Below are 12,566 nucleotides of genomic sequence, written 5' to 3' on the forward strand. Positions count from 1 at the left end.
CGATCTCCTTCGTTGGCAGATTGATTATGCCGGATGATCTCTAAATGTGAATGGCACGATTATGCGGGATACTTACAATCAGATTGCGCTTAACTTTAGCTCGCTGATGTTCGTGCTGCCGATGTCGCTGGCTGCGGCGGTAACAATTCGAGTGGGTTATCGTCTGGGCCAGGGCTCAACGCTGGATGCGCAAACCGCAGCGCGTACCGGTTTAGGCGTCGGTATTTGTATGGCTGTGGTTACCGCGATCTTTACCGTGACTCTGCGTAAGCATATTGCTTTGCTTTACAATGACAACCCTGAGGTCGTGGCGCTTGCCGCGCAATTAATGCTGCTCGCTGCGGTTTACCAGATTTCCGACTCTATACAGGTTATCGGCAGCGGTATTCTGCGCGGTTATAAAGATACGCGTTCCATCTTTTTTATCACCTTTACCGCCTACTGGGTGTTAGGTTTACCCAGCGGTTATATCCTGGCGTTAACGGATTTGGTGGTGGATCGTATGGGACCGGCAGGCTTCTGGATGGGGTTCATCATCGGCCTGACCTCGGCGGCGGTGTTAATGATGCTACGGATGCGCTATCTACAACGTCAGCCGTCCGCCATCATTTTGCAGCGCGCTGCGCGATAATACGACGATAGCCGTCGCATGGCGGCTATTTTCTCGACATGTTGCATATTTCCACCGCAATCAGGTGATTTCAAGAAGAAAATTGCGATTTCCCTCTTGCCTCATTGCGGTTGTGACGCTAATATTCGTCCCCGTTGTCACCTACAACGTTGCGTTCATAGCTCAGTTGGTTAGAGCACCACCTTGACATGGTGGGGGTCGTTGGTTCGAGTCCAATTGAACGCACCATCATTTTAATGCGTCTGTAGCTCAGTTGGTTAGAGCACCACCTTGACATGGTGGGGGTCGATGGTTCGAGTCCATTCAGACGCACCAATCCATTATCTTGTTTAAGTTTATAATACGCTATCTGGTGCTGGTGTCAGCCTAAAAGCGATTATTTTCAGTCTCTCACCTTTATCGTCAAGCGCTGCTCTATACGCTATTACCCCTCTTAACCTTCGCAGTGTCTTGAAGAAGCATACCAAAGGCATTTATGGTGTTTCGGTAGAATGCGCATAATCTATCTTCATCACCATACGTAACAAGGCTGCAACGGGTTCAAATAACGTTTCAGGAATTTTATCTCCACGTTCCACTTCAAAAAATAATGAGCGGGCCAGCTCAACATTTTCAACAACGGGGATGCAGTTACGTTCAGCGATGTTAACAATATAGTTAGCTTGAGCATCACTGCCTTTTTCCAGAACGCGTGGTATTGGCATATCGGTGGGGTGATAGCCAAGACAAACCGCAATATGCGTTGGATTACGCACTACCGCAACGGATTGTTTAACAGATTGAGCTAAACTCCCACTTTGTATTTCACTCTGCATTTCCCGACGCCGTGTCTTCATTTGAGGGTCTCCCTCCAGATCTTTATGCTCCTGTTTTACGTCATCTTTACTCATTTTTAGATCTTTTCTAATCTTATAATATTGAAAAGAATAGTCCAGAATGCCAACGACGATATAAAAAGCCATCACCCCTACCCATAACCATTTTATTAAAGAAGAAACCACAAGCACGCCACAGGCTAACCCACAGTACGGAAGCGCCCGAAAAGTACTGGCATAATAATAAAAGAAAAAGGCAAAGATAAGAGATAGCATGATAACTTTCAGGCTGGATTTACATAATTCCACTACGCTATGTAAAGAGAATATCTGCTTAAAATTACTTACCGGATTTATATGCTCGCTTTTAAAACCAATGGCCTTGCTGGCAATAACCACCCCCACCTGAAGAAACACGCTACCCACAGTAGCAACTATTACCCCTGCGCCCAGAAACAGCAGTGCAGAAGTCAATGACTCTATCAAAGCATGAGTCAATTGCGTTAATGCATAAGAAAATGGTTTATTTACTAATTGTAATGTGAAAGTTATTGACGCAATCAGTATCAAAATCATCTTTTCAGTAAAGAAATGAAAATACAAATAAAGCGCAATCAGCTGAAATAATGATGTTATTTCAATACTTTTGACGACCTGCCCTTCCTTACGGCCATCACGTAATTTCTTTTCTGTAGGCTGTTCTGTTTTCTCGCTCATACAGATGGGAACCAGTCTTTCAGATAAATATAAAATTTATCGCTTTCAACCAAATAGTGATGAAGAGCATAAGGGAATGAGATCAGGAGCGTTAGTAAAACTAATATACTTTTGAGCGGCATTGAGAAGAAAAATACATTCAATTGTTGTGCCGACCGATTTAAAAGACCTAAAGCCAGATCGGCTAATACCATACATATTATGGCAGGAACAGAAAAACTGATGCATAATTGATAAAGTGTTCTCCACTCTGCCTGGATATATTTTAAAAATTGCCGGTCAAATAATAAAGTACGCCCCGGTGGTAAATATTGGTATGACTCATACAGAATGTTTAATATAAACTCCATGCCGCCGCTTATAAAGAAAATAACACACAAAAACTGGCTGAAAAGCAAGCCAAAAAGTGAGGTTTCAGCTTCCATTGTAGAATTGAATATCGTACCCATTGTCGCGCCACGTAAAGTATCAAGCAGAAACCCCGCCATATCAACGGCCCAAAAGGGAACCGCCGCACAAAACCCAATTAAAAAACCAATAATCACCTCTCCGGTGACTAACCCTAACCAACTGTAATCTTTACCAATATGCATCATAATCTTCTGCTGGTAAATGATTGGTAATATGGGAAAGGTAAGTGACATAAGCACGCCATTACGTAAAAGCGCGGACCCTAAACTGCCACTTTTTAATAGGGGAAGTAATAAAGAGAGGCTCAATGGTCGAATAAAAGCCACAGCCAATGCAATAAGCCACTCATTTACCTGTTGTGCCATTCAACCATGCTCTCCAATTCGTAACATTATCTGCCGGGTATAATTCAACAGGATACCGCTAAGCCATGGGTAGCTGACCATTAAGGTTATTGCAATTGCCAATAATTTAATCATGAACTGTAGCGTTTGGTCCTGTATTTGAGTCAAGGCCTGAACAAGGCTTACGATGACACCAACTACCGATGCCACCAACACCACCGGCATAGACGTAAACAGGACGATCCATAAAAGTTGCGTTACAAATTGCGTCAATTCAGAATCATTCATGAAAAGCTCTGTACCAATTGCGCCAGTGTCAGATCCCAACCGCCTGCCAGTAAAAATATTAGCAGCTTAAACGGCAATGAAATGGTCATCGGCGACACCATCATCATCCCCATAGCCAGCAGTATATTTGAAATAAGCAGGTCAATAGCCAGAAAGGGAAGATAAATAAGTAATCCAATCCGAAACGCCTGCGTTAACTGACTCACCGTAAATGCCGGAATTAATATGAGCAAAGAATCAGGTTTTATCTTTCTTTTTATGTCTTCAGGCCAGGTTCGTTTTATCAAATTCCGAAAATAATTGGCTTCCTTTTCTTCAGAGTTTTTTTGCAAAAACTGTCGATAAGGCGCCAATGCTTTACTGTCCCACTCAGACGTCCAGAAAGGAGCGCCAGCGACCTGAACCGGATGCCAGCGCTCTTTTACAGCCAATAGCGTCGGCCCCATAATGAATAAGGAAAGTACAAGCGCAAGGCCATACAGTGCGATATTTGGGGGAACTTGTTGAATACCCAGAGCATTTCGTAAAATCGAAAATACCACCGCCAGTTTAAGGAAAGAGGTTCCCATGACGATAATGAGAGGCAGTATTGAAAGCAGAAACAATATACCAATCAGTTGCAAAGGCGAATCGGGTAAAGACATACTGTATCTCTCATGACACGACCTGGAACGCTATTATATTGTTCGCATATTATTTTTCTTATCAGGTTTACGCTGTATTTTTGGAAAGATACCAACGTGTAATACGCACCATAAATTCATTGCCACAGGCAATCAACTCACCTTGCCCAATAATACGGTCATTTACTCTTATCGTCACCTCTGGCGCAAAACATCCACCTACAGGCAAAACGTCCCCCGTTTTAAGTTGCCGTAATTGTCCAATTTCCAGACTCGCACGTCCGATCTCAAAGAGCACCTGTTGTGGTATCTGCTCAAGTTCGACTGAAGACGTTCCGTCACTCTTTGACATTGGGCTCCCTGACGCAAGTAGCGTTTCGATATCCTGGACTAATTCGTCAAATTTCATCGTGTTATCCTCTGTCAGCAATACCCTTGCGTAGATTCCCCCTGGTAGTTGAATAGCAAAAAAACCGAGTCTGATGTCGCCAAAGCAATGAATCCGAACGCCCATGCCGATTTCGATAGACTCAAGTTCAATTAATGTAAGCTGGCACCAGCCTGAATATACAGGGACTACAATAGGAGGAGCAGGATAAATCTGTTGACGCTCAGCAGAAAGCTCTCCGACTATATTGCGCAAAAAACCCGTTGGCCATGTAAAAATAATGCTATGGAACTCATGTTCTTCAACTATCCATTTAATATGCAACGCTAGCTGATGTGGTAGATTACTGCAGGATGTTGGCGGTTCGTTCTGACAGAGGGTGGCATCACTGGCTTGCAATAACGGCGCCAGCCCCCATTCAGCTATTCCATATAGCAATTCAGGATCGATAGCCGATCGATTAGCGGTGCCAATTAACCCTTCACACCAGCGCTGCCAGCATTGTTCTGCAATCCACACCCTACCCAGCTCATTATGATAATTTATGGTAAATAATGTCCCTTGCTGTACTGGATATTGTTGCATACTCAATGTCAGCTCACCAATGGTAGCGCCTTGCGTTGGAAGCATCTCCATCCACGGACGCTCTTCATTCGCTATTCTTAACATAGAATATCTCCAGGGAAATTATATACCCCATATGCAGCAACTGAGACTCCAGCCACTGCTTTAGCGCTTTCATCGAACGGTAAATTTCATGATGAGGGACATTGATTCTTAACTGGATTAGCCCCCCTGATTCACATACTTCACACTCTACACCGTCAAGATAACCGCCACTAACACGATAACGTTGCGTGAAAACCATGTTCTTATTCAATGCTGCAGGAGGATTATTCTCACCAATGGGTAATGCCTGGTGCATGAGTTGTTCAAAGTCCATACGTTCCGCCTCCGCCTCGTTATCATCCTGATAAGACTGGCATGGCAACCCAAGACTTCCCTCAACTTTGGTAATACGCATCGCTTAATACCATAGTAATTTTTTCTTTCTTTTTCATAAGCGCATTAAAATTCTTTTGTAATTCGCTTCGCCGGGAGACAAGCTGCTGATACTGATTCTCTAACTGCTGCCGTTGCGTCAAAAAGCTCTGCGCCTGAGTGAATAACCCGGCCATTTGTTGTTTCTTATCCAACAATAAATGACAAGATAACGTACCTTGCCAGCCCATTAATTCTTTCAGTCTGGTAGACACTGCTAAAGCGCGCGTCTGGCAAATCTGCTGTTCAGTAATAATCGCCTGTTGCTGCTGATCAAGTACGGTAAGTTTGCCGCGTAATTGCTTTTCACGCCGCGCGATTATCTCCAGCAAAGTTTCCATGATCACTCGGTGAGTATTTGGTGTAATTTTTCTATGAGTAGCTCGGGTCCGCATACTTCATCCTTACTTTGTCGCAAAAATGTGCAAATATCCGGATAGGTATCAATGGCTTTGTCAGTATCTGTATCAACTCCTCGCTGGTATTCCCCAATGCGTATTAACAGTTCAACCTCCTGGTAAAGCGCCAGGCACCGTCGCAATATCGCCGCCAGTTGACGATGCTCATGGCTGGTAACGACTGGAAAAACGCGGCTGAGCGTTGCCAACACGTCAATGGCAGGATAATGCCCCCTCTCTGCAAGCCGCCGGGATAGCACAATATGTCCGTCAAGCAGTGAACGGACTTCATCCGCCAACGGCTCATTCATATCATCGCCTTCCACCAGTACCGTATAAAATGCGGTAATACTGCCTTTTCCCCCCATTCCTGTACGTTCTAAAAGTCGTGGCAATGCACTAAATACGCCTGGCGGATATTCTCCAGAAACCGCGGTCTCTCCGGCGGCCAGAGCGATTTCCCGCGCGGCCCTGGCATAACGCGTCAGTGAGTCGGCAAGCAAGACGACTCGCTTTCCATTATCGCGAAAAAATTCTGCTATCGTGGTGGCCACAAACAGTGCCCTCACTCGCTCTAAGGCGGGTCTGTCAGAGGTTGCGACAACAATGACACAACGTTTTCGGGTCTCTTCAGACAGTGTAAAATCGATGAACTCGCGGACTTCTCGTCCACGTTCACCAATTAACACCAGAACATTGCAGTCTGCGTCTGGCGCATTACACAGCATCGCCAGAAGCGTGCTTTTCCCCACGCCAGGAGCAGAAAAAATACCCACTCGTTGCCCTTCGCCACAGGTCGCAACGCTATCAATAGCGCGAATCCCCGTCATTAATGGTTGAGTGATAGGCTGTCGAACCATTGCGGGAGGAGGCATTGCATCATAGTCTTTCCAGCAGACGTCGGGCAGTTCGCGGCCATCAAGGGGACGACCAAAACCATCAATGACTCGCCCTAATAACGCTTCGCCCACGGGAACCTGATGGCGTCGCCTTAAGGCCATCACTTGCTGCCCGCAGTGAAGTCCGATAGTACTCGTAAAAGGAGATAGCAAAGCTTTGCTGCCATTAATCCCCACGACTTCAGCAAGTTCTTCCCCAGGCTTTATACAGCACAACTCGCCCATAAATACCCCAGGCAACCACGCATTTAACAACGTTGCGCTGACATCCTGAATTCGGCCCCATCGACAATAACCATCGGGGGGCGGATATTTCAGCCTCAGACGTTGCATCAATTCATTCTTCATTGTCCGCCAACTCCTCTTCGCTAAGGTCAATACTTTCTACCACTTGTATAAGGCTCTCCTCTCCTAATTCCTGCCATGACAAAATCGGTACGTCGAACAAGGTGGCTTCTGTAATTTTTCGCAAGAAACGTCGGGTGTCGACAGAAGTGACAATGAATAATTTGGCTGACTGCTTCAGCGCCTGCTCGATAAGTTGCAGGATCTGCGTCTTATGACGAGACGACAGCGCAGTATAGGTCCCCATTGCCGTCTGGCGAATGGATTCACGCACGAGGTTCTCAATACCTTCGCCGATCCGCAAAATCGGCAGCGGTTTTCCTTCCGGATTAAGACGACGCAGAATATGACGGCGAAGCGCGATACGGGCATATTCTGTCAACATCAGGACATCTTTTTCACGTGGCGCCCAGTCAATTAAGGTGCCGAAAATAAGACGTAAATCTCTAATAGAAACCCGCTCTGATACAAGCCGCTGCAAAGTTTCAGCGATTTTATTAATGGGTAACTGGCGTTGAAGCTCTTTCACCAGCTCAGAGTAGTTTTTTTCCATCGCATTCATTAGATAACGCGTTTCCTGAACACCAATAAACTCTCCCATATGCCGAAGCAGGACACATTTTAATAAGGCAGAGATACGTTGGCTGCCCGCGAAAACGTCCAGTCCAAAACCTTGCGCCTTATGGGCCATCTCTTTTGTAAGCCAACAGATCTGTCCCATCCCGTTCGGTAACGTCTGGCTGTCACCCACCACACTAGCGTCCGCGCCTATCAATAAATAATCCGCCTGGGCGGGAATAGATAAACTAAATACGGGTTCCTGATATAGCAGTACCGTCAATTTTTCGGTGGGTTCAGGCAAAACCTCAATATTCACCTCAGGGAGAGGGACGCCGGTATCCTCAAATAAAAACCATCTCATGGCGTCAATATCACGAATCAGGTCGGCAGAATGTAACGTCGGGGTAAGACGTAAGATTAGAGGACATGCGCCGGGAACCATACTATCTTTTTCCGGTGCTTCGACGCCATTTGCGGAAACCACAGACTTTTTGCGGCGAATGAGGATAATTGGCAATGCTAACAACGCTGAAAAGAAAGCGAGAGTGATAAAAGGAAAGCCAGGAATTAAAGCGAGGAGCATTAAAACCACAGCGGTTAATATGAGCGACTGAGGTTGTCTGGCAATTTGAGAACTCAACTCTGTCGCCAGGTTCTGGCGTTTCTCACCCGGAACACGGGTGACAATAATTCCCGCGCTAAGGGAAATCAGCAGCGATGGAATTTGCCCACATAAACCATCTCCGATTGACAGTACGCTATAAGTGTGAACAGCCTCACTCATCGACATATCATATTGCACGATAGCGATAATGATACCGCCGATAATGTTCACCAGAACAACAATAATACCGGCAATCGTATCGCCTTTAACAAATTTCATCGCACCGTCCATCGCACCGAGAAAGCGGCTTTCCTGCTGGACGTGCTGTCTTAATGTACGGGCATGGTCTGCATCGATAACTCCGGCACGCAAATCGCCATCGATACTCATTTGTTTGCCTGGCATCCCATCAAGCGAGAAACGCGCGCTAACTTCCGCCACCCTCTCGATACCTTTTGTAATGACAATAAACTGCACGATAGTAATGATGGTAAATACGACCAGCCCAACGGTGAGATTTCCTCCTACGACAAACTTACCGAAAGCATCCACAATATTACCGGCATTATGTTGTAACAGTACCAGCCGTGATGTGCTGATTGTGAGTGACAAACGATATAATGTAGTAATAAGTAATAAAGACGGAAATACCGATAAATCGAGAGGGTCACTAAGATAAATAGCAATTAAGAGCAGGATCACTGAAAACATAAGGTTGATAGTAATCAGGATATCAACCATCCAGGTCGGTAAAGGTAACAGCATCATCACAATAGCGATTAATAACACCGTCGCCAGAACCATATCCTGCCGACCCGCGCATACACTGAGCCACTGTTGCGCCCTGATTCCCTCACCTAACCATGAACGCATTGCGACTCCAGAAATTTTATTTGTCGATGATGTAATCGTAACCAGAGCTCGGCGGAGCTGGAAAGAGGAGGAGAACAGCTCATTGCAAGCCCATCGCGCAACAAAAATAATCGCTGAGGAATACCCTGGAACGCTGCAGGTTTCCAGTGAGTTAAGGCTTTAAAAAGCAGATCTTCGTCTAAGAAGGTTTGCTTGAGTATCTGACATAAGTGAATACGACCGTTATGATAGTTTAGATAGGTTTCATATTGTCCTTGCCGCCAGAACATATTGGTTGCTAAAGGCCGTTCAGCTAATCCTGCTAATTGAATAAAAAGCTGAATATTACGTTCAGTAATGAGATCCCAATCCATCCTGCCGCCTCATGATGAGCCAGAACGCCAATTTACCTAAATATTGAAAGCCAGGTATCAGAATAAAACCTGATTTACCTTTACTTCACGAAGCGTTTCGAGAATTTGTTCACGTTGATCTTCGTCGTTAAAACAGTTATCGGGTATCAGCATAAACTGCGCATCAAGTTGTTGGAGTAACCGATTGAACATCTTCGATGAAGAAACTATAGCGGTAAGTCTATCAAGCAACCAATCACTGAAAAGCCAACGCTCACAAATGATATCGAGTAGTAGCGGCAGTAATGTATTAGGCGGCAACTGGCAAATCCACTCCTCACGCTGGCACTCTTTTTCAAGGCCAAGGAATAACAACAAACGACGCAAACGTACTAATGCTGCGGCCAAACGACTTTGCTCCGAGGGTTCGATGCATATGCTAAGTTCAAAGGCTATTGCTCTTAGCAAAATACGGACCCGTTCACAGCGATCCGGCCAGTCTGCCACGCGTCTGAACCACTGCGATAAGGGCATTTCATCGTTGTCTATCGCCTGTTGCATAAAACGCTTCAGCGAGGACAGCGTAGCGGTATCCACTTCGCCAAGTTCCAGTAAACTAAAAACGGCAAGTTCCCATCCCTCCTCCGCTGTAAGCGTATCCAGTTGCGATTGCAAATCGCGTTTTTTCTTTTTTGACAACCCGTCGGCAGTAAGCGCCATTGCAAGAGCGATAATTTGATACGCATTCTGTAAATCAGGATCACTATTCTCTTCGGTAAGCGGGCGCAACGTTGCCCCATTATCCTCCTGTATTTGTTTTATCAAACGCAGCAAAGCCTGCTGTCTGCGCTCCAGTTTCTCAGCATCCGTGAATTTATAACTTTCGCGCAGTTTACCACTCAGCGCCATTCCTATTTCTTCCATCGTCTCATAGAGCGCTGCCCCCGTCGTTTCCTGTAACTCCTGGAGAGCTAACATTGAAGGCGAAATAACCTCTTGTTCCTCTATAACCTGACCAGGGGTAAATGCTGTAGGGGGCGTCATTTTTATCTCATTAATTTTAATATTCATCGCTACCTCTTTTATCTTCACCATTACGTAACCATTTCAGTAACGCGTTGAAATGACGAGAAAGTGAAAATTCAACGGCATATCGTGTTGAGGAAAGTTCAGCCTGATCGGGAGAGAAACCAGGCTCGATAATCAACGTAAACCGCTTGCCAAAAGTTTCACGCATCAATGCCTCTTTTTCAGGATGAATACGCAAATAAAGCGCTCCCTCTTCCGCCATAGCCGTGGCCTGGCGTGCCAGACGATGGCACATAACACTGTCTACCGACTGTTGGTCGAACCAGGCCAACAGAACCTGTTCTATACTATTTTTAATATGATGCGCTGCTTGATCGACCAATGAACGAAATTGATTTTCATCTTCTTGTAAATGTTTTACATGCTGTTCCAGCCATTCCACTTCCATTTTTTCCAGCGTATTTTTACGCAACCACGCTAGTTCTTGTTGCTGCTCAACTTTCTGTTCACGCTGATAACGATAGGCGTCTCGGATGATTTTTTCAGCCTTACGGTAAGCGGAGCTCACAATAGCATGTGAAACTCTCTTAGCTTGTTGCTCTTGTGCAAATAAAGTTAATTGTAATGTTATCCACGGTGACTCAATAATATTTCGAGCGGGTAGCTTATGGTTAATTTCCGTCAGAGGAAGTGAAGTAAAACTCATAGCAAATGCTCCATGAAGATAATCTCGGTAAGAGAAGTCTTCGGCCAAAGTATACGCTGCGGAGGGGGTAATAATACTAATAGCGCATGTAAAACCGCATCATCATGCGCTTCCCGATTAAGAATGGCGGTACCGATCTGCAATGCAGTTTGTTGCATCACTTGCGGAGGAAGTAATTTGCCATCTCTTTGCCCCAACCAACCATATAGCTGCCAGATCTCATCCTCGCTAAACCACTGTAGAAGCAATTGCCGATACTCTGGTAGCATAAAATAGTCACTACACCTGAGTTTGAATAATCCCAGCCCAAAGGCAAATGCCGATATACGCGGCGCAAGACGAACCTGCCGTTTTTGCCTGTCATTTAAACAAGCTGGAATAACAGAGCTTCCTCTTAGTCTATTTAACGCTCTGTCAAGAAGAAGATCCAACTCGGGCCGATCGCCATAACGCCAGCAGTTTGAAGGATGAAAACCCAGCTTATCCAGCCATTCCGGTACAGCGTAACGAGCAGGTTGCCAGAAATAACGATAAAGTTGCAACACCTCGGGATCAGGTCGGCTCAAAAACGGCGTCTCAGGCAAAAATAGCCGATCAGGATGCCCACTCCTAATAACAGTCCTGTCAACGATAACATCAACTGATAAGGGTATTTCATCAACCACTTCACCACCTTCCCTTTATTGGCGTTGATCACGTCCATAATCCAGAATGTTTGTCTCGCGGGTACGTCAGGTACCATTCTGAATTCAGCAGGCTGCATCAAGATACTAATCTTACTGTATTGCAACCCAGGGATTGACATCTCTATTAAATCTTTAATTTTTACCCGAAAGGCCTCCATATTGACCTGAGGTGAATATTTTATAAATACGGCAACTGAGCTCGGAGAAGCGTTACTTCCCTCATCATAAGTCGGTAGCGCAATGGTCACTTTTGCATTAATTACGCCCTCCATCTGACTCAGCATTCCTTCAATTCTTTGTTCTTTTAAAAAATTAATCTTCTGCTGTTCTTCCTGGGGTGATACCACTAACTGATTAGCCGGAAACATCTTATCCGCCGTTGTAAACTGCCGATGCGGATAACCGTTAAGTCTAAGTAGCTCAACCGCATTAATAAACTGCGACTGCTCGACACGTAAGGTTACACCATCCTCTTCCTGTTTTTTTTCCGCATCAATATGATGCTGCATAAGTAATGCCAGCATTTGATTCGCCTCATCTTCTGGCAATGAGCGATAAAGATCCACATCACATGCCGTAAGAAAGAACGTAAGGACAGTAAGAAATACTATACGCTGAACCTTCATGTCATGCTATCCAGCTTATTAAGCGCTTGCGATGCTGCGCCTGATATTCTGGCAAGATAATCGACGCCTACCGTTAACTGCATATAATCCATTTGACTGGTCAACATAACCTGCGGTAATAAAGCACTGGCGTTACTGGTGGATGCATCATCTTTCAGCAATTGTTCAAAAAAATTAATTTGCTCCTGGCTCGGTTCTGCAGAGGACTTTACATAAGATTGAGTGCTTACAGGCACTACGCTCATATCA

General features: G+C 45.2%; 15 protein-coding genes, 2 tRNA genes and 1 pseudogene. 3 read left to right on the plus strand and 15 right to left on the minus strand.

Features of this window, described 5'->3' with window-relative positions; all coding sequences use genetic code 11:
- Positions 1 to 76: 76 nt before the first annotated feature.
- The 3 genes and pseudogenes from mdtK to ACLJQD_RS17495 all read left to right on the plus strand — a co-directional run.
- A pseudogene (gene mdtK / locus ACLJQD_RS17485) lies at positions 77 to 631 on the plus strand (multidrug efflux MATE transporter MdtK); the annotation flags it as partial.
- Positions 632 to 782: 151 nt separating this feature from the next.
- Positions 783 to 859: transfer RNA gene (locus ACLJQD_RS17490), tRNA-Val, on the plus strand.
- A gap of 10 nt (positions 860 to 869) precedes the next feature.
- Positions 870 to 946, plus strand: a tRNA-Val gene (locus tag ACLJQD_RS17495).
- A gap of 158 nt (positions 947 to 1,104) precedes the next feature.
- Here ACLJQD_RS17495 and ssaU read toward each other — a convergent pair.
- The 15 genes from ssaU to ssaI all read right to left on the minus strand — a co-directional run bounded on the left by ssaU (position 1,105) and on the right by ssaI (position 12,562).
- Positions 1,105 to 2,163, minus strand: coding sequence for an SPI-2 type III secretion system apparatus protein SsaU (gene ssaU / locus ACLJQD_RS17500; protein ID WP_017441025.1), 1,059 nt, complete (start codon positions 2,161 to 2,163; stop codon positions 1,105 to 1,107).
- On the minus strand, positions 2,160 to 2,939 hold the full coding sequence (gene ssaT, locus ACLJQD_RS17505) for an SPI-2 type III secretion system apparatus protein SsaT (RefSeq protein WP_000068770.1): 780 nt from the start codon (positions 2,937 to 2,939) through the stop codon (positions 2,160 to 2,162). Before ssaT ends, ssaU begins: the two co-directional genes overlap by 4 nt.
- Positions 2,940 to 3,206 carry an SPI-2 type III secretion system apparatus protein SsaS gene (ssas, locus tag ACLJQD_RS17510; protein ID WP_000999982.1) on the minus strand — a complete coding sequence of 89 codons (267 nt, stop codon included), beginning with the start codon at positions 3,204 to 3,206 and terminating at the stop codon, positions 2,940 to 2,942.
- Positions 3,203 to 3,850 carry an SPI-2 type III secretion system export apparatus protein SsaR gene (gene ssaR / locus ACLJQD_RS17515; protein ID WP_000056367.1) on the minus strand — a complete coding sequence of 216 codons (648 nt, stop codon included), beginning with the start codon at positions 3,848 to 3,850 and terminating at the stop codon, positions 3,203 to 3,205. Before ssaR ends, ssas begins: the two co-directional genes overlap by 4 nt.
- A gap of 67 nt (positions 3,851 to 3,917) precedes the next feature.
- Positions 3,918 to 4,886, minus strand: a complete 969-nt coding sequence (gene ssaQ / locus ACLJQD_RS17520; RefSeq protein WP_017441024.1) for an SPI-2 type III secretion system cytoplasmic ring protein SsaQ — start codon at positions 4,884 to 4,886, stop codon at positions 3,918 to 3,920.
- The gene (gene ssaP, locus ACLJQD_RS17525; protein WP_017441023.1) at positions 4,867 to 5,241 is read right to left on the minus strand and encodes an SPI-2 type III secretion system apparatus protein SsaP; all 375 of its coding nucleotides are present in this window, start codon (positions 5,239 to 5,241) and stop codon (positions 4,867 to 4,869) included. The genes ssaQ and ssaP overlap by 20 nt, the downstream gene beginning before the upstream one ends.
- Entirely contained in the window at positions 5,222 to 5,599 is a 378-nt protein-coding gene (gene ssaO / locus ACLJQD_RS17530; protein ID WP_000449089.1) for an SPI-2 type III secretion system apparatus protein SsaO, read from the minus strand. The genes ssaP and ssaO overlap by 20 nt, the downstream gene beginning before the upstream one ends.
- A gap of 2 nt (positions 5,600 to 5,601) precedes the next feature.
- Entirely contained in the window at positions 5,602 to 6,903 is a 1,302-nt protein-coding gene (gene ssaN, locus ACLJQD_RS17535) for a SctN family type III secretion system ATPase SsaN (RefSeq protein WP_017441022.1), read from the minus strand.
- Positions 6,893 to 8,938 (minus strand): SPI-2 type III secretion system apparatus protein SsaV, encoded by a 2,046-nt coding sequence (gene ssaV, locus ACLJQD_RS17540; RefSeq protein WP_017441021.1) that lies wholly within the window; start codon positions 8,936 to 8,938, stop codon positions 6,893 to 6,895. Before ssaV ends, ssaN begins: the two co-directional genes overlap by 11 nt.
- The gene (gene ssaM, locus ACLJQD_RS17545; RefSeq protein ID WP_000383700.1) at positions 8,923 to 9,291 is read right to left on the minus strand and encodes an SPI-2 type III secretion system apparatus protein SsaM; all 369 of its coding nucleotides are present in this window, start codon (positions 9,289 to 9,291) and stop codon (positions 8,923 to 8,925) included. The genes ssaV and ssaM overlap by 16 nt, the downstream gene beginning before the upstream one ends.
- A gap of 57 nt (positions 9,292 to 9,348) precedes the next feature.
- Positions 9,349 to 10,365 carry an SPI-2 type III secretion system apparatus protein SsaL gene (ssaL, locus tag ACLJQD_RS17550; RefSeq protein ID WP_017441020.1) on the minus strand — a complete coding sequence of 339 codons (1,017 nt, stop codon included), beginning with the start codon at positions 10,363 to 10,365 and terminating at the stop codon, positions 9,349 to 9,351.
- On the minus strand, positions 10,331 to 11,005 hold the full coding sequence (ssaK, locus tag ACLJQD_RS17555; RefSeq protein WP_000011191.1) for an SPI-2 type III secretion system apparatus protein SsaK: 675 nt from the start codon (positions 11,003 to 11,005) through the stop codon (positions 10,331 to 10,333). The genes ssaL and ssaK overlap by 35 nt, the downstream gene beginning before the upstream one ends.
- Positions 11,002 to 11,550 (minus strand): type III secretion system domain-containing protein, encoded by a 549-nt coding sequence (locus ACLJQD_RS17560; RefSeq protein WP_015405965.1) that lies wholly within the window; start codon positions 11,548 to 11,550, stop codon positions 11,002 to 11,004. The genes ssaK and ACLJQD_RS17560 overlap by 4 nt, the downstream gene beginning before the upstream one ends.
- A 17-nt stretch (positions 11,551 to 11,567) precedes the next feature.
- Positions 11,568 to 12,317 carry an SPI-2 type III secretion system apparatus lipoprotein SsaJ gene (ssaJ, locus tag ACLJQD_RS17565; RefSeq protein WP_000868145.1) on the minus strand — a complete coding sequence of 250 codons (750 nt, stop codon included), beginning with the start codon at positions 12,315 to 12,317 and terminating at the stop codon, positions 11,568 to 11,570.
- The gene (gene ssaI, locus ACLJQD_RS17570) at positions 12,314 to 12,562 is read right to left on the minus strand and encodes a SctI family type III secretion system inner rod subunit SsaI (protein WP_023194623.1); all 249 of its coding nucleotides are present in this window, start codon (positions 12,560 to 12,562) and stop codon (positions 12,314 to 12,316) included. Before ssaI ends, ssaJ begins: the two co-directional genes overlap by 4 nt.
- Positions 12,563 to 12,566 lie beyond the last annotated feature (4 nt).

It is taken from the genome of Salmonella sp. SAL04214 (assembly GCF_046550615.1).
GTDB lineage: Bacteria > Pseudomonadota > Gammaproteobacteria > Enterobacterales > Enterobacteriaceae > Salmonella > Salmonella enterica.